Source organism: Burkholderia diffusa (assembly GCF_902499115.1).
Classification (GTDB): domain Bacteria; phylum Pseudomonadota; class Gammaproteobacteria; order Burkholderiales; family Burkholderiaceae; genus Burkholderia; species Burkholderia diffusa.
In genome coordinates, this window is record NZ_CABVPN010000001.1 from 256,137 (window position 1) to 271,494 (window position 15,358).

Annotated in this window: 16 protein-coding genes, 1 tRNA gene and 1 pseudogene; 15 read left to right on the forward strand and 3 right to left on the reverse strand. The window is 63.5% G+C overall.

Annotated features, from left to right (window positions below):
- Window positions 1–63: 63 nt before the first annotated feature.
- The 3 genes from hprK (at window position 64) to BTE28158_RS01205 (ending at window position 2,679) form a co-directional block, all read left to right on the forward strand.
- On the forward strand, window positions 64–1,032 hold the full coding sequence (gene hprK / locus BTE28158_RS01195) for an HPr(Ser) kinase/phosphatase (protein WP_010090664.1): 969 nt from the start codon (window positions 64–66) through the stop codon (window positions 1,030–1,032).
- Between the two features lie 76 nt (window positions 1,033–1,108).
- On the forward strand, window positions 1,109–2,017 hold the full coding sequence (gene rapZ, locus BTE28158_RS01200; protein ID WP_059526093.1) for an RNase adapter RapZ: 909 nt from the start codon (window positions 1,109–1,111) through the stop codon (window positions 2,015–2,017).
- A gap of 26 nt (window positions 2,018–2,043) precedes the next feature.
- The gene (locus BTE28158_RS01205) at window positions 2,044–2,679 is read left to right on the forward strand and encodes an LON peptidase substrate-binding domain-containing protein (protein WP_059598835.1); all 636 of its coding nucleotides are present in this window, start codon (window positions 2,044–2,046) and stop codon (window positions 2,677–2,679) included.
- A 113-nt stretch (window positions 2,680–2,792) separates the two neighbouring features.
- Here BTE28158_RS01205 and mutY read toward each other — a convergent pair whose 3' ends face one another.
- Window positions 2,793–3,899, reverse strand: coding sequence for an A/G-specific adenine glycosylase (mutY, locus tag BTE28158_RS01210; RefSeq protein ID WP_151048296.1), 1,107 nt, complete (start codon window positions 3,897–3,899; stop codon window positions 2,793–2,795).
- Window positions 3,900–3,936: 37 nt separating this feature from the next.
- The gene (gene mutM / locus BTE28158_RS01215; protein WP_151048297.1) at window positions 3,937–4,764 is read right to left on the reverse strand and encodes a bifunctional DNA-formamidopyrimidine glycosylase/DNA-(apurinic or apyrimidinic site) lyase; all 828 of its coding nucleotides are present in this window, start codon (window positions 4,762–4,764) and stop codon (window positions 3,937–3,939) included.
- An 86-nt stretch (window positions 4,765–4,850) separates the two neighbouring features.
- Here mutM and BTE28158_RS01220 point away from each other — a divergent pair, with 86 nt between their 5' ends.
- The 8 genes from BTE28158_RS01220 to hisC all read left to right on the forward strand — a co-directional run bounded on the left by BTE28158_RS01220 (window position 4,851) and on the right by hisC (window position 12,029).
- Complete coding sequence (locus BTE28158_RS01220) at window positions 4,851–6,674, forward strand: tetratricopeptide repeat protein (protein WP_151048298.1); 1,824 nt, start codon at window positions 4,851–4,853, stop codon at window positions 6,672–6,674.
- Window positions 6,674–7,294, forward strand: coding sequence for a lipoprotein insertase outer membrane protein LolB (gene lolB, locus BTE28158_RS01225; RefSeq protein ID WP_124626472.1), 621 nt, complete (start codon window positions 6,674–6,676; stop codon window positions 7,292–7,294). Before BTE28158_RS01220 ends, lolB begins: the two co-directional genes overlap by 1 nt.
- Window positions 7,295–7,321: 27 nt before the next feature.
- Window positions 7,322–8,203 carry a 4-(cytidine 5'-diphospho)-2-C-methyl-D-erythritol kinase gene (ispE, locus tag BTE28158_RS01230; protein ID WP_151048299.1) on the forward strand — a complete coding sequence of 294 codons (882 nt, stop codon included), beginning with the start codon at window positions 7,322–7,324 and terminating at the stop codon, window positions 8,201–8,203.
- 53 nt (window positions 8,204–8,256) lie between these two features.
- Window positions 8,257–8,333 (forward strand) — tRNA-Gln (locus tag BTE28158_RS01235).
- 44 nt (window positions 8,334–8,377) lie between these two features.
- Window positions 8,378–9,340, forward strand: coding sequence for a ribose-phosphate pyrophosphokinase (locus BTE28158_RS01240; RefSeq protein WP_006483739.1), 963 nt, complete (start codon window positions 8,378–8,380; stop codon window positions 9,338–9,340).
- A 162-nt stretch (window positions 9,341–9,502) separates the two neighbouring features.
- A complete protein-coding gene (locus tag BTE28158_RS01245) occupies window positions 9,503–10,111 on the forward strand; it encodes a 50S ribosomal protein L25/general stress protein Ctc (protein ID WP_059598854.1) in 609 nt (202 codons plus the stop codon).
- A 120-nt stretch (window positions 10,112–10,231) separates the two neighbouring features.
- Window positions 10,232–10,831 (forward strand): aminoacyl-tRNA hydrolase, encoded by a 600-nt coding sequence (pth, locus tag BTE28158_RS01250; protein ID WP_059451462.1) that lies wholly within the window; start codon window positions 10,232–10,234, stop codon window positions 10,829–10,831.
- A gap of 130 nt (window positions 10,832–10,961) precedes the next feature.
- Window positions 10,962–12,029, forward strand: coding sequence for a histidinol-phosphate transaminase (gene hisC, locus BTE28158_RS01255; RefSeq protein WP_124626301.1), 1,068 nt, complete (start codon window positions 10,962–10,964; stop codon window positions 12,027–12,029).
- 81 nt (window positions 12,030–12,110) lie between these two features.
- Here hisC and BTE28158_RS01260 read toward each other — a convergent pair whose 3' ends face one another.
- A complete protein-coding gene (locus tag BTE28158_RS01260; RefSeq protein WP_151048300.1) occupies window positions 12,111–12,377 on the reverse strand; it encodes a YfhL family 4Fe-4S dicluster ferredoxin in 267 nt (88 codons plus the stop codon).
- A 184-nt stretch (window positions 12,378–12,561) separates the two neighbouring features.
- Between BTE28158_RS01260 and BTE28158_RS01265 the strand changes: the two are divergent.
- From BTE28158_RS01265 to BTE28158_RS01280, 4 genes and pseudogenes are all read left to right on the forward strand, one after another.
- Window positions 12,562–12,642, forward strand: a pseudogene (locus BTE28158_RS01265) (YfhL family 4Fe-4S dicluster ferredoxin); the annotation flags it as partial.
- Window positions 12,643–12,742: 100 nt separating this feature from the next.
- A complete protein-coding gene (locus BTE28158_RS01270; RefSeq protein WP_170296402.1) occupies window positions 12,743–13,711 on the forward strand; it encodes a DUF4747 family protein in 969 nt (322 codons plus the stop codon).
- 8 nt (window positions 13,712–13,719) lie between these two features.
- On the forward strand, window positions 13,720–14,343 hold the full coding sequence (locus BTE28158_RS01275; protein ID WP_105855315.1) for a hypothetical protein: 624 nt from the start codon (window positions 13,720–13,722) through the stop codon (window positions 14,341–14,343).
- Between the two features lie 251 nt (window positions 14,344–14,594).
- Window positions 14,595–15,242, forward strand: a complete 648-nt coding sequence (locus tag BTE28158_RS01280; RefSeq protein ID WP_105847292.1) for a hypothetical protein — start codon at window positions 14,595–14,597, stop codon at window positions 15,240–15,242.
- The last annotated feature ends 116 nt before the right edge of the window (window positions 15,243–15,358 follow it).

Sequence of the window (15,358 nt, forward strand, 5' to 3'; positions counted from 1 at the left end):
GCCCGGCATGGCGACGTCCGTCGCCGCGCGCCTGCACACCGGCCCATTGGAGTGACGAGAGTCATGGATACGTCCAGCATCAACGCCCAGAGCATCTTCGACGACAACGCGGCCACGCTGAAGCTGAGCTGGCTGACGGGGCATGAAGGCTGGGAGCGCGGTTTTTCGGCCGACACCGTCGCCAACGCAACGTCGAGCGCCGACCTCGTCGGCCACCTGAACCTGATCCACCCGAACCGGATCCAGGTGCTCGGCGAAGCCGAAATCGACTACTACCAGCGGCAGACCGACGAAGACCGTTCGCGCCACATGGCCGAGCTGATCGCCCTCGAGCCACCGTTCCTCGTCGTCGCCGGCGGCGCTGCGGCGCCGCCCGAACTCGTGCTGCGCTGCACGCGCTCGTCCACGCCGCTGTTCACGACGCCGATGTCGGCCGCCGCGGTGATCGACAGCCTGCGGCTCTACATGTCGCGCATCCTCGCGCCGCGCGCGACGCTGCACGGCGTGTTCCTCGACATCCTCGGGATGGGCGTGCTGCTCACCGGCGACTCCGGGCTCGGCAAGAGCGAACTGGGCCTCGAACTCATCAGTCGCGGCCACGGCCTCGTCGCGGACGATGCCGTCGATTTCGTCCGACTTGGCCCCGATTTCGTCGAAGGCCGCTGCCCGCCGCTGCTGCAGAACCTGCTCGAAGTGCGCGGTCTCGGCCTGCTCGACATCAAGACGATCTTCGGTGAAACGGCGGTCCGCCGGAAAATGAAGCTGAAGCTGATCGTCCAGCTCGTGCGCCGCCCGGACGGCGAATTCCAGCGGCTGCCGCTGGAAAGCCAGACGGTCGACGTGCTTGGCCTGCCGATCAGCAAGGTCACGATCCAGGTTGCGGCCGGCCGCAACCTCGCGGTGCTCGTCGAGGCGGCCGTGCGGAATACGATCCTGCAGTTGCGCGGAATCGACACGTTGCGCGATTTCATGGATCGGCAACGACTCGCAATGCAAGATCCCGACAGTCAGTTCCCCGGCAAGCTCGTGTAACGCTCCCCGCGCCGGCCTCGCAGCGCCGACGCGTCGAGCCGGTGCTATGATGAAACGTCAGGATTCTCTGCTTCCCATGCGCATCGTCCTTATCACCGGCATCTCCGGCTCAGGCAAGTCCGTCGCGCTGAACGCGCTCGAAGACGCAGGCTACTACTGCGTCGACAACCTGCCGCCGCACGTGCTTCCCGAACTCGCCCGCTACCTGGCCGACGGCGGCCAGCACCGGCTCGCAGTCGCGATCGACGCGCGTTCGAGCGCGTCGCTGGACGAAATGCCCGGTCTGATCCGCGCGCTGTCGCTCGAGCACGATGTCCGCGTGCTGTTCCTCAACGCGAGCACGCAGGCGCTGATCCAGCGCTTCTCCGAAACGCGCCGGCGCCACCCGCTGTCCGGCTCGCCGTCGCACGACGCGAACGTCGGGCTGCTGTCGTCGCTCGAGGAAGCGATCGAGCGCGAACGCGAGCTGGTCGCACCGCTCGCCGAATTCGGCCACCAGATCGATACCAGCACGCTGCGCGCGAACGTGCTGCGCACGTGGGTCAAGCGCTTCATCGAGCAGAAGAACAACGACCTGATGGTGATGTTCGAGTCGTTCGGCTTCAAGCGCGGCGTGCCGCTCGATGCCGACCTGATGTTCGACGTGCGCGCGCTGCCGAACCCGTACTACGACCATGAGCTGCGCCCGCTCACCGGGCTGGACCAGCCGGTCATCGCCTTTCTCGACGCACTGCCGATCGTCCACCAGATGATCGACGACATCCATGCGTTCCTGACGAAATGGCTCCCGCACTTTCGCGAAGACAACCGCAGCTACCTGACCGTCGCCATCGGCTGCACGGGCGGTCAGCATCGCTCGGTGTTCATCGCGGAAACGCTCGCCGCGCGCCTCGCGCACGATGCGAACGTGATCGTGCGGCATCGTGACGCGCCCGTGGATGTCGACGCGTCGTCGCGGCTCGTCGCCGAGGTCGAACGACCTTAGCGACACCGCCCTCTTGCCGGTGCGCCATGTCCACGCTATCGACCACCCTGATCGACCTGCCGCTGTTTCCGCTGCACACGGTGCTGTTCCCCGGTGGCTGGCTGCCGCTCAAGGTGTTCGAGGCGCGCTATCTCGACATGTCCCGCGCATGCCTGCGCGACGACGCGCCGTTCGGCGTGTGCCTGCTGAAGAGCGGGCCAGAAGTCGCGCAGGACGGCGCCGTGTCGGTGCCCGAGACGATCGGCTGCATGGCGCGCATCACCGAGTGCGATACCGGCGAATTCGGGATGCTGTACCTGCAGGCGATCGGCACGCAGCGATTCGAGCTGCTGTCGTATCGCGTCGAAGGCAACGGGCTGCTGGTCGGGATCGCGGAGCCGCTGCCCGACGACATCCCGCTCGAAGGTGAACAGGCGCTCGCGCAATTCGGCTCGTGTGCCGAGGTGCTGGAGCGCATCATCGAAGCGCTGAAGAAATCCGAACCGGACAAGATGCCGTTCGCCGAACCGTTTCGTCTCGACGACCCGAGCTGGGTATCGAACCGCCTCGCTGAACTGCTGCCGCTCGACCTGCGTGCGCGGCAGAAATTGATGGAATTTCCGGACGTCGGCGCGCGGATCGATGCCGTGCACCACGTGCTCGATCGGCACGGTTGGCTGTAAGCCTCGGCTGACCAAGCGCGTCGCAGCGGCGTCGCCGAGCGAATCATCCTGGCGGGCAAAACACCCGCGGCGGCCCGGCGCTTCCGTGAGCGCGCCGCGCCCTTCCCTTTTCTTTACAGCAGCGACCCGCTCAACGCATCGAGTAGCTTGCGCACGGGCGCCGGCACGCCGTACGCATCGAGCCCCGCCAACGGCACCCACGCCGTCTCGGCATCCTGCACGTGCGTGAGCGGCCGCCCGCCGTTCGCCACATCGCTCAGCCGCGGCTCGATCTCGAGCCGGAAATGCGTGAACGTGTGCGTGAACGGCGCGAGCGGCACCGGGCCGCCACCGCCGAAGCCGCGTGCGAGTTCCGCGAGTGCCACATCGCCGTCTGCCTGCGGCAGGCACCACAGGCCGCCCCAGATGCCGGCCGGCGGACGCCGCTCGAGCAGCACGGCGTCGCCGTCGCGCAACACGAGCATCCAGGTCTTGCGCGTCGGCACCGCCTTCTTCGGCCGCGCGGCCGGAAGTTCGCGCTGCCGGCCCGTCGATTGCGCGACACAGTCGCCCGCGAACGGGCAGCGCGCGCAATCCGGCTTGCCGCGCACGCACAGCGTCGCGCCGAGATCCATCAGCCCCTGCGTATAGGCACTCACGTCGGCCGCGTTCGCGGCATCCGGCAGCAGCGATTCCGCAAGCGCCCACATGTCGTTCTCGACGCGCTTCTCGCCCGGAAAGCCTTCGACGCCGAACACCCGCGCCAGCACGCGCTTCACGTTGCCGTCGAGGATCGTCGCGCGCGCACCGTACGCGAACGACGCAATCGCCGCGGCCGTCGAACGGCCGATGCCCGGCAGTTCGGCGAGCGCTTCCGGCGTCGACGGGAATACGCCGCCATGCTCGGCGACGACGACCTGCGCGCAGCGATGCAGGTTGCGTGCGCGCGAGTAGTAGCCGAGCCCGGCCCACAGCGCCATCACGTCGTCGGACGGCGCGGCCGCGAGCGCGGCGACGTCAGGAAAGCGCTCGAGAAAGCGCGTGTAATACGGGACGACGGTCGAGACCTGCGTCTGCTGCAGCATGATTTCCGACAGCCAGATCCAGTAGGGATCGCGGGTGTTCTGCCACGGCAGGTCGTGGCGACCGTGCACGCGCTGCCAGGCGATCAGGCGCGTGGCGAACGTGCGATGCAGCGGTGTGACGGGGAACGGAGCGGGAGCAATGCGGGGCGGCTTCAAGTGTTCGAATCTTTGGAAAGAGGTTGCAACGCGCGACTCAACGCTGGCAGGTCGGGCAGAAATAGGTCGAGCGCTGCCCCTGCACGATCTGGCGGATCGGCGTGCCGCATGTGCGGCAAGGTAGCCCCGCCCGGTCGTAGACGAAGCAGTCGAGCTGGAAATAGCCGCTTTCGCCGTCGCTGCCGACGAAATCGCGCAGCGTGCTGCCGCCGCGCTCGATCGCGTCGGCGAGGGTCGCGCGCACCGCGTCGGCCAGCCGCTCGTAGCGCGGCAGCGACACCTTGCCGGCGGCGGTCGTCGGCCGGATGCCCGCGCGAAACAGGCTCTCCGACGCATAGATGTTGCCGACGCCGACGACCATGTTGCCCGCGAGCAGCGCCTGCTTGACCGACACCGTGCGGCCGCGCGTGCGCGCGTGCAGCAGCGCGCCGGTGAACGCCGGCGAGAACGGCTCGACGCCGAGGCTGGCGAGCAGCGGATGCGCATGCACGTCGCCCGCTTCGCGCGGGTGCCACAGCACCGCGCCGAAACGGCGCGGATCGCGGAACCGGAGCACGAATTCGTCGAAGATCCAGTCGATGTGGTCGTGTTTCGCGGCGACCGGCACGCCGGCCGCGGGCAGCACGCGCAGCGTGCCCGTCATCCCGAGATGAACGATGAACCAGCCCGCGTCGACCTCGAACAGCAGATACTTGCCGCGACGCTCGACGGCGAGCACCTCGCGCGCGCGCAATTGCTCGGAGAGCTCCGCCGGCACGGGCCAGCGCAGCATCGCGGTACGGACGTCGACACGCTCGACGCGGCGGCCCGCGACAAAGGGCTCGATGCCCCGGCGCGTGACTTCGACTTCTGGCAACTCTGGCATGTTTTGCGGGTCTGAGACTGGATTCACGATCGTGCGTGTATTGTAGCGAGCGCGTTACAATCGGTTGAAACATCGAACGGATTTCCATGACCCTGCCCTCGAAGCTGCTTCTGAAGCGCCCCGCCGCCGTGCGCGGCGCGCGCGCCTTCCCGGTCCGCCGTGCGCTCGGCGCCGCGCTGTTCGCCGCGTGGACCCTCACCGCCTTCCCGGCTCACGCGCAGAATCCGGCATCGGACGACGCGGCGCCGCAGGGCGCGTTCGAGCACGTAATGCCGGACGAGAAAAAGGATCTCCCGGGCGTCCCGCTGACGAGCCAGATCGTCTATCAGGTGCTGGCCGCCGAGGTCGCGCTCCAGCGCAACCAGCCCGCGCCGGCCTACCAGACCTACCTCGCGCTCGCCCGCGACACGCGCGACCCCCGCATGGCGCAGCGTGCGACCGAGATCGCGCTCGGCGCGCAAAGCCCGGCCGACGCGCTGTCCGCAGCCAATCTGTGGCGCCAGTACGCACCCGATTCGAACCGCGCATCGCAAGTCGACGCCGCGCTGCTCGTGCTCGCCGGCAAGCCGGCCGACGCGCAGCCGATGCTCGCGCGCGAACTGGCCCGCGCGACCGGTGAAACGCGCGGCCCCGCGATCCTCGCGCTGCAGGCACTGCTGGTGCGCGGCGCCGACCGCGTCGGCGGCCTCGCGGTGCTGAAGGACATGCTGAAGAACGACATGAACCGCCCCGAGGCGCAGCTCGCGATCGCGCGGCAGCAAATCGCGGTCGACGACAAGGAAGGCGCGGCGCAGTCGCTGAAGCAGGCGCTGCAGATCCGCCCCGACTATCTGCCGGCGGCGCTGATGCTGTCGCAGATGGGGCCCGCCGAGCGCGCGGCCGGCATCGCGTCGTTCGAGAAATATGTTCAGCAGAATCCGAAGTCGCGCGATGCGCGCCTCGCTCTGTCGCAGCTCTATCTCTCCGACGACCGCCTCGACGACGCGCAGAAGCAGTTCGAGACGATGCGCAAGCTCGACTCGAAGGACCCGACGCCGCTGATGGCGCTCGCGCTGATCAAGATCCAGCAGAAGAAGCTCGACGACGCGAGCGCGTACCTGAAACAGTACGTGCAGCTCGGCGACAAGCAGCCGAACCTCGACGTCGGCCAGGGCTACATCTACCTCGCGCAGATTTCGATCGAACAGGGCAACGATGCGCAGGCGTCGCAATGGCTCGACAAGGTCGACCAGACGAGCCAGCACTACCTGCCCGCGCAGATCACGCGCGCGCAGCTGCTGCAGAAACAGGGCAAGACCGACGAGGCACGCAAGGTGCTCGACGACCTGCCGATCAGCGATCCGCGCGATGCGGCCGTGGTCGCACGCACCGATGCGTCGATCCTGTTCACCGCGAAGCGCTATCCGGAAGCCGAGGCGCGACTCGCGCAGGCAGTCCAGGATTTCCCGGACGATCCCGACCTGCGCTACGACTACGCGATGGCGGCCGAGAAGACCGGCCACTACGCGGCGATGGAAAAGCAGCTGCGCGAGCTGATCCGCACGCAGCCCGACAACCCGCAGGCGTACAACGCGCTCGGCTATTCGCTGGCCGATCGCAACCAGCGCCTGCCCGAGGCCAGCAAGCTGATCGACAAGGCACTGTCGCTCGCGCCGAACGACGCGTACATCATGGACAGCCTCGGCTGGGTGAAGTACCGGATGGGCGACACGGCGGGCGCGACGAAGGTGCTGCGGCGCGCGTACGAGCTGCAGCCGAACGCCGAGATCGGCGCGCACCTCGGCGAAGTGCTGTGGAAGAGCGGCGCGCAGGACGACGCGCGCGTCGCGTGGCGTGCCGCGCAGAAGCTCGAACCCGACAACGACACGCTCGTGCAGACGCTCAAGCGCCTGCAGGTCAACGGCCTGTGATGCGGATGTTCCCGATGCTTTCCCCGTCTTCCCGCGCGCTGCGCGCGCTTGCCGCGGCTGGCGCCGCGCTCGCGCTCGTCGGCTGCGCGAGCACGCCGCCGTCGGCAAATGCGCCGTCGGGCGCCGTGCTGCAGACGGCCGCGACACACGCGTACCACGGCCGCTTCGCGGTGCAGTACAGCGACCGCCTCGGCCGACCACAGAACGTGTACGGCAACTTCGACTGGCAGGAGCACGGCGACGACGTGTCGCTCGAACTGCGCAGCCCGCTCGGCCAGACGCTCGCGGTCGTGAAATCGACGCCGCAGGCCGCATCGCTCGAACTGCCGAACCGCCAGCCGCAATACGCGACGGACGTCGGCGAACTGATGCAGAACGCGCTCGGCTTCTCGCTGCCGCTGGCCGGTCTGCGCTATTGGCTGCTGCCGACGCCCGCGCCCGCGACGCCCGCGCAGACGGTGCGCGACCCGGCGGACACGACGCACGTCAAGCAGATCCGCCAGGACGGCTGGACGATCGACTATCTCGCCTACGCGGACGCACCGGCGACGGGCGTCAAACGCGTCAACCTCGTGCGCGCGACGCCGCCGCTCGACATCAAGCTCGTGCTCGACCAGTAAGCACGTGAACCTAGCCCCGACATACGCATGACCGATTCGACCCGCTCGCTGCGCAACTGCCTTGCGCCCGCGAAACTCAACCTGTTCCTGCACATCACCGGCCGTCGACCGAACGGCTATCACGATCTGCAGAGCGTGTTCCAGCTGCTGAACTGGGGCGATACGCTGCACTTCACACTGCGCGACGACGGTCGCGTCGCACGCGTCACCGACGTGCCGGGCGTGCCCGAGGAAAGCGATCTCGTCGTGCGCGCGGCTAACCTGCTGAAAACGCACACGGGCACCACGGCCGGCGTCGACATCGAGATCGACAAGCGCCTGCCGATGGGCGCGGGCCTCGGCGGCGGCAGCTCAGACGCGGCGACGACGCTGCTCGCGCTGAACCGCCTGTGGCAACTCGATCTGCCGCGCACGGAACTGCAGTCGCTCGCGGTGAAACTCGGCGCGGACGTCCCGTTTTTTGTTTTTGGAAAAAATGCGTTCGCAGAGGGTATCGGAGAAGAATTAGCTGAGGTAGAATTGCCGACTCGCTGGTTCTTGGTTGTGACGCCACGAGTTCATGTCCCCACCGCTGAAATTTTTTCAGATGAGTTGTTGACAAGAGATACGAAGCGCGTCACAATTACGGACTTTCTTGCACAGCAAAGCCGCGATGCGGGATGGCCAGACAGCTTCGGCCGGAACGACATGCAGCAAGTTGTGACAAGTAAGTACGCGGAAGTTGCGCAGGTGGTCAAATGGTTGTATGATGTGACCCCCGCGAGGATGACCGGCTCCGGAGCAAGCGTGTTTGCAGCGTTTCATAGCAGGCACGAGGCAGAAGCGGCGAAAGCCAAGCTGCCCACCAGTTGGAACGGTGCAGTTGCCGAGAGTCTGAACGAGCATCCGCTCTTCGCTTTCGCGTCATGAAGTTTTGCTTTATCGGATAGCCTACAAGTCCGGTGAAGTTATCAGTTGAGTGTAGGGGAGTCGCCAAGTTGGTCAAGGCACCGGATTTTGATTCCGGCATGCGAGGGTTCGAGTCCTTCCTCCCCTGCCAAAAATTTTCCCGCATTTCCCGCCTAAGCCTGAAGCAGGTGCACGATGAGCAGCCACAGCCATGATGGCTTGATGGTCTTTACTGGCAACGCGAATCCCGCGCTCGCCCAGGAAGTCGTCAATATCCTTGGAATCCCCCTCGGCAAAGCAATGGTCAGCCGTTTCTCCGACGGCGAGATCCAGGTCGAGATCCAGGAAAACGTGCGCGGCAAGGACGTCTTCGTCCTGCAATCCACGTGCGCGCCCACGAACGACAACCTGATGGAACTGATGATCATGGTCGACGCGCTCAAGCGTGCGTCCGCCGGCCGGATCACTGCCGCCATCCCCTACTTCGGCTATGCCCGCCAGGACCGTCGCCCGCGCTCGGCGCGCGTCGCGATCTCGGCGAAGGTCATCGCGAACATGCTGGAAATCGCCGGCGTCGAGCGGATCATCACGATGGATCTGCACGCCGATCAGATTCAAGGCTTCTTCGACATCCCGGTCGACAACATCTACGCAACGCCGATCCTGCTGGGCGACCTGCGCAAGCAGAACTACTCGGATCTGCTCGTCGTGTCGCCGGACGTCGGCGGCGTGGTCCGTGCCCGGGCACTCGCGAAGCAGCTCAACTGCGATCTCGCGATCATCGACAAGCGTCGTCCGAAGGCGAACGTCGCCGAAGTGATGAACATCATCGGTGAAGTCGAAGGCCGCACCTGCGTGATCATGGACGACATGGTCGATACGGCAGGCACGCTCTGCAAGGCAGCGCAAGTGCTGAAGGATCGCGGTGCGAAGCAGGTGTTCGCGTACGCGACGCACCCGGTTCTGTCGGGCGGCGCCGCCGACCGCATCGCCGCATCGGCACTCGACGAGCTGGTCGTCACCGATACGATCCCGCTGTCGGCCGAATCGCTGGCGTGCTCGAAGATCCGCTCACTGACGAGCGCGAGCCTGCTGGCCGAAACGTTCTCGCGGATTCGCCGCGGCGACTCGGTGATGTCGCTGTTCGCGGAATCCTGATCGCGGAACGACACGACATAGCATGCGCGGAAAGCGAAGCGGCAACGCTTCGCTTTTTGCACAATCGGACGGGATAGACGAAGCCACGTCCGTTTCATCGGGGGCCGCCATTTCGCCGGCCCCGTTTTACTGCCTGGTCGCGGGCAGCTAATGGAGAATCACATGAAAGTCGTCGCTTTCGAGCGCCAACAGCAAGGTACGGGTGCGAGCCGCCGCCTGCGCAACGCCGGTAAGACCACGGGTATCGTCTACGGTGGCGAAGCAGCCCCGCAAAAGATCGAACTCGATCACAACGCGCTGTGGCACGCACTGAAGAAGGAAGCCTTCCACTCGTCGATCCTCGACCTCGAAGTGGCTGGCCAGTCGCAACAGGTTCTGCTGCGCGACGTGCAATACCACCCGTTCAAGCAACTCGTGCTGCACGTGGACTTCCAGCGCGTCGACGCGAAGAAGAAGCTGCACACGAAGGTGCCGCTGCACTTCCTGAACGCTGAAGTCAGCCCGGCAGTGAAGCTGTCGAGCGCAATCGTCTCGCACGTCACGACGGAAATCGAAGTCGAGTGCCTGCCGTCGGCTCTGCCGGAATTCCTGGAAGTCGATCTGTCGAAGATCGAAGCAGGTCAGTCGCTGCACGCGAAGGACATCGCACTGCCGAAGGGCGTGACGCTGGTCGCGCACGTCGACGCGGAAAACCCGGTTGTCGCATCGGCGACGGTCCCGGCTGGTGCCGTGTCGGACGCAGCAGGCGAAGGCGAAACGCCGGCTGCCTAAACGGCCGCCTACGCGCCCGTTCGATCCGTTTCAAGAAACGGTCGACACAACCCGCCGCGGCTTGCCCGGCGGGTTTTTCTTTTTCTGCGCCCAGGCGGGCGCTGCCGCCTACGAAACGTCATGATCAAACTGATCGTCGGCCTCGGCAATCCCGGGGCAGAATATACTGCGACGCGCCACAACGCCGGCTTCTGGCTGATCGACCAGCTCGCCCGCGAAGCAGGCGCGACGCTGCGCGACGAGCGCCGCTTCCATGGCTTCTATGCGAAGGCGCGCCTGCACGGCGAGGAAGTCCACCTGCTCGAGCCGCAAACCTACATGAACCGCTCCGGCCAGTCGGTCGTCGCGCTCGCGAGCTTCTTCAAGATCCTGCCCGACCAGATCCTCGTCGCACACGACGAACTCGATCTGCCGCCCGGCACGGTGAAGCTGAAGCTCGGCGGCGGCAGCGGCGGTCACAACGGCCTGAAGGACATCACCGCGCATCTGTCGTCGCAGCAGTACTGGCGCCTGCGCATCGGCATCGGCCATCCGCGCGACCTGATCCCGGAAGGCGCGCGCGCCGGCGCGAAGCCCGACGTCGCGAACTTCGTGCTGAAGCCGCCGCGCCGCGAAGAGCAGGACGTGATCGACGCATCGATCGAGCGTGCGCTCGCCGTCATGCCGATGGTCGTCAAGGGCGAACTCGACCGCGCGACGATGCAGTTGCATCGCAACTGACTGCGCACCGCACCGGCATGGTGCAACGTGCCGTCCGGCGCCGCCGGGCGGCGTCTCGGTCGTGCGCAATCGCGCACCGCCGCATCCACATGCGGTAATCTGGTTGTTTTTGCCCGTCAGGAGCCAAGCGGTGAGCCGTTACTGGAGCGACATCGTTCAGCAACTCGTGCCTTACGTGCCGGGCGAACAGCCCGCGCTCGCACACCCCGTCAAGCTGAACACCAACGAGAATCCCTATCCGCCTTCGCCGCGCGTCGTCGCGGCGATCGCACGCGAACTCGGCGACACCGGCGACACGCTGCGCCGCTATCCCGACCCGCTCGCGCGCGCACTGCGCGAGACGGTCGCGGCCCATCATCGCATCAAGCCCGAGCAGGTCTTCGTCGGCAACGGCTCCGACGAGGTGCTCGCGCACGCGTTCCAGGCACTGCTCAAGCATGACCGGCCGCTGCGCTTTCCCGATATTTCGTACAGCTTCTACCCGACCTACGCGCGCCTGTACGGTGTCGAGACCGCAATCGTGCCGCTCGCGGACGACTTCTCGATCCGTGTCGAAGACTATCTCGACGATGTGGGCGGCGTGCTGTTTCCGAACCCGAACGCGCCGACCGGGCGCGCGCTGCCGCTCGCGGACATTGAGCGGATTGCGGCCGCGAACCCGTCGTCGGTCGTGTTGATCGACGAGGCGTACGTCGATTTCGGCGCGCAATCCGCGATCACGCTGATCGACCGCCATCCGAACCTGCTCGTCGTGCACACGACGTCAAAGGCGCGCTCGCTCGCAGGCATGCGCGTCGGCTTCGCGTTCGGCGATGCGGCGTTGATCGACGCACTGAATCGTGTGAAGGACAGCTTCAATTCCTATCCGCTCGACCGGCTCGCGCAGGTCGCCGCGCAGGCGGCATACGAGGACACCGACTACTTCGGTGCGACCTGCCGACGCGTGATCGACAGCCGCGCGCGGCTCACGCACGCGCTGGAGGCACTCGGTTTCGACGTCGTGCCGTCGAGCGCGAATTTCGTGTTCGCGCGCCATCCCGCGCACGATGCGGGCACGATCGCGGCAAAGCTGAAGGATCGGGAAATTTTTGTACGGCACTTCCGGGCGCCACGCATCGACCAGCATTTGCGCATCACCGTCGGCACCGACGCCGAATGCGACGCGCTCGTCGCGGCATTGCGCGACCTGATCGGCTGAAGCGAAGGGAGAAGTGGAACCGGCGCCGAACGGCGCCGGTCAGGGAATTCATGACGTTGCGACGCGCGCGTCACCACACGGTCACTGCGCGTCGTCGCCCTTCGCGGCGGTCAACGCGTGATACTTCGCCATCAACTGCGCGTGCGATTCCTCATGCTGCGGATCGCGCGGAATGCATTCGACCGGACACACCTGCTGGCATTGCGGTTCGTCGAAATGGCCGACGCACTCGGTGCACTTGTTGGGGTCGATCACGTAGATATCCGGGCCCATCGAAATCGCGCCGTTCGGGCACTCTGGCTCGCACACGTCGCAATTGATGCACTCGTCGGTAATCATCAGGGCCATGCTTGAACCAACTTTCCTAGAAAAAACAATACATTATAGCTTTTCAGCCTTCCGCACGGTCGTGCTAAATTCCCCGAAATCCATGTTTTTGAGTTGCGGCTGAGTTGCACAGGTGTTGCAGATTTTGCAGCGCGCAAAGTCGAGATAGCACGCCACGCCATGAGCAACAAGACGTTTTCAGCACAATTGCGACGTATGCGAGCCCGAGTGCCCGAACGGCGCGATTTCGATGGGCCCGGAAATCGACGTGGTCGATCCGACACGGCTCAGCAGTAACCAGCAATTGTCGGTCAACCGACATAGCAGATCTCAGAAATCGCCGCCAAGCCACTGCTACCAGTGCTCTTCTGCTGATGAGCACGTCGTTGCAGTTACGTCTGAACCCCCGTAGTATTTCCCCATATCAAAAAAAGCTACGGGGCTATATGGCTGGTTTTCGCTATTACAACGTGCAGTTGCTTCCCATCAACGTGCACGAGCGGGGCGACGTCGGGAAAAAAGGGTATCAAACGTTTTTCGCCGGTCTGAAACAACGCGTCGTCAAGGCGGTACAGGATCGCCGAGTTGAGGCAATCGCATACGGCCTTCGGAGCGGCCTACTCTTTTCGGCCTTCACCGTTGAGCCCGCCGACGATTACGCTCGCGGCAAATTTCTGAAATTCGACGTTGCCGAATCGGTCATAGACATCTACACCAGCCAGACCGTGTTCACGGCTTCCCCTGGCGCGAGCGCTCACCCGACGTACTTCCGGTTCGCCTTCGACTATGATCGGCACATCTTGGCAATCGAAGACACGCAGGGTCGGCTACCGTCGACTGGACAACTGATCAAGGCTTTATCGCATCTGCTTGAGCCGGTCCGATCTGACCTCTACCCAGAATACATTCTGACGATTGATCAGCTTACCGCAAGCGACGCCGTACAAAAAGTCTTTAAGGAAGCAAAGGGCTTCAGACGTGTTCACGTGACGGTCACGTTCGCAAATTCGGACAAATTCGTCCAGAGCTTGCAGAAAGAGCTTCGTGACAAGAATATCCATCAGGTTGAGCATATCGAAAAGGCGAGCAAGGGCAGCCTTATGGATTCACCAACCGAGTTCGGGAAATTCCTCTTGCAAATCGCTCAACGTTATGGGAACGCATCAATAAATTACGTCGCGGGCCAAGGGAAAACCCTGAAACGAAAAATCTTTCGCATGAAGGATCACCCTGTTAGGCAAATCCTCAAGGAAGGAAAGAAGGAAACCGAACCTCAGTTCATCGATCGCGTATTCCAATCAATTCCCGGTGCCGAAAAGAAAGCCAGCGCGCCCGTAAACGACGCTCACGATTGAACGCAAAAATGTGGGACTCCATCCATCGATTTCTGTATGCGCTCTTGATCCGGGTTCCGATCTTGGGAGATGTCGTTCTCATCGTGAACGGTTACGCTTATGAGGGTGAGCACGACGCACTGGTGAGATTCGCACCGCCAATGCACTGGTTTCGTCGAATTGTTCCGAAGCTCGTGCTATCTGGGCTTTTTGCAATTTGGATCACATGCAAGCTAACGTCGCACTTCAGCAAGCTCCCAGATCCGGCGACCAAGTTTACCGACATGCTAACTGGCATATTTCCCAATCTGCTTGGCTTCGGAATTGGGGTTTATGCGTTAATTTTCGCCCTACCCGAGTCTTTCTTTAAGTCTTTGCGAGGGGAGCGAAAAACAACGACGCAGACCGCTGGGCAGCCGAGTTCACCGCAAGCAAATTCCGAAACGCCTCCAAACATGATTAATGCGGATATGGCGTATCCGCTGGTCATGATAGCACTATCGATCGCTTTCGGTGCTTTCGTACAGTTCTTCATGACCATTTTGAGCTTCTATGTCTCAGTGTGGCTGCTTTCATACTGCTTCGTCCTGATGCTTGAGCTGATCAGCCTAATTTACGTTTCCGCCTATAAGTCGATCAGTGACAAGCAGTGAAAAATGCGGCGAAACCGCGTCGTATGTGAATCCGCCACAAGTCCACGGAAGGTCTGTCAAACCAGCGCCTCGCTGCCTGCGACTGTCCATGTAATCGACATTTCCCCTACGGTTGGCCCAACGAGCCGCCAAGCGTTTCTCTAGCCGAATCGACACCAGCGCAGCCTCACGCTAAAGCAAAGCGCCAGAACGCCGTTAAATCGATGCGGCAGCACGGCACGCGTCCTCCTCCGAAATTTCCTCAACATCTCATGATTGACACCGTACTTACACGCAAATTCGGCGAACCTTTCCCAATCTTTGACTCGATCGAAGCGGCATCCGACGCAATCATAAAAGCGGCGTTTCGTCTCTACGTTGTGATGAACCCCAATCATTCGGCAGACGATTTTCTAACGGAAATCCTCATACCTATAGCGCAGTCATCGCCTGAAAATCCCGCGCAGATCGAGGTTCGCGCATTCCAGAACCACTCGAAGCACTCATTCATGATCTACATGCGGGCAATCTGCCATGCCTGCGCATACGTGCAGGCGGCGCGCAACGCTCACGAGGAAGGCCGCGACCGCGAAGGATGGTCCCATATCGCCAACGCACACTATCTTCTGGGGTTCGCAGAGGGCGTTTTCGCGCTGGAACCTGCGCTGGTTGGTGTCATCTCGCGCCAAGGCAAGGCGGGCTCGACGGCGCGTAACGAAAAATATGACGCGTTGCGCCAATTCGCACGTGAGCTTGCTAAAAAGGGGGGCTACCCAAGCAAGCGTAATGCCGCGTTGTCCATCAAGCCGATGGTTCTAGCCAAAGCGAAAGCCGATGGAAAAGTAAATCTATCAGAAGCGCAGGCGGAACGCACCATTACCAAGTGGCTTGACGGTATGACGTTTGCCCGCAAACAGTGAACCACTTACAGGCGAACGGTGTACGTGATGTAGAACACGGGATATTTTTTAAAGCCGCTCCGAAATAAAGTTTTCCTTGTCGATTAACTGATCGACAATTATCTTAACTTTACAGG

Bases quoted from the DNA above. Each gene is read 5' to 3' on its own strand.
- hprK (WP_010090664.1), top strand. From the start codon at position 64: ATGGATACGTCCAGCATCAACGCCCAGAGCATCTTCGACGACAACGCG.
- rapZ (WP_059526093.1), top strand. From the start codon at position 1,109: ATGCGCATCGTCCTTATCACCGGCATCTCCGGCTCAGGCAAGTCCGTC.
- BTE28158_RS01205 (WP_059598835.1), top strand. From the start codon at position 2,044: ATGTCCACGCTATCGACCACCCTGATCGACCTGCCGCTGTTTCCGCTG.
- mutM (WP_151048297.1), bottom strand. From the start codon at position 4,764: ATGCCAGAGTTGCCAGAAGTCGAAGTCACGCGCCGGGGCATCGAGCCC.
- BTE28158_RS01220 (WP_151048298.1), top strand. From the start codon at position 4,851: ATGACCCTGCCCTCGAAGCTGCTTCTGAAGCGCCCCGCCGCCGTGCGC.
- lolB (WP_124626472.1), top strand. From the start codon at position 6,674: ATGCGGATGTTCCCGATGCTTTCCCCGTCTTCCCGCGCGCTGCGCGCG.
- ispE (WP_151048299.1), top strand. From the start codon at position 7,322: ATGACCGATTCGACCCGCTCGCTGCGCAACTGCCTTGCGCCCGCGAAA.
- BTE28158_RS01240 (WP_006483739.1), top strand. From the start codon at position 8,378: ATGAGCAGCCACAGCCATGATGGCTTGATGGTCTTTACTGGCAACGCG.
- BTE28158_RS01245 (WP_059598854.1), top strand. From the start codon at position 9,503: ATGAAAGTCGTCGCTTTCGAGCGCCAACAGCAAGGTACGGGTGCGAGC.
- pth (WP_059451462.1), top strand. From the start codon at position 10,232: ATGATCAAACTGATCGTCGGCCTCGGCAATCCCGGGGCAGAATATACT.
- BTE28158_RS01260 (WP_151048300.1), bottom strand. From the start codon at position 12,377: ATGGCCCTGATGATTACCGACGAGTGCATCAATTGCGACGTGTGCGAG.
- BTE28158_RS01275 (WP_105855315.1), top strand. From the start codon at position 13,720: ATGTGGGACTCCATCCATCGATTTCTGTATGCGCTCTTGATCCGGGTT.
- BTE28158_RS01280 (WP_105847292.1), top strand. From the start codon at position 14,595: ATGATTGACACCGTACTTACACGCAAATTCGGCGAACCTTTCCCAATC.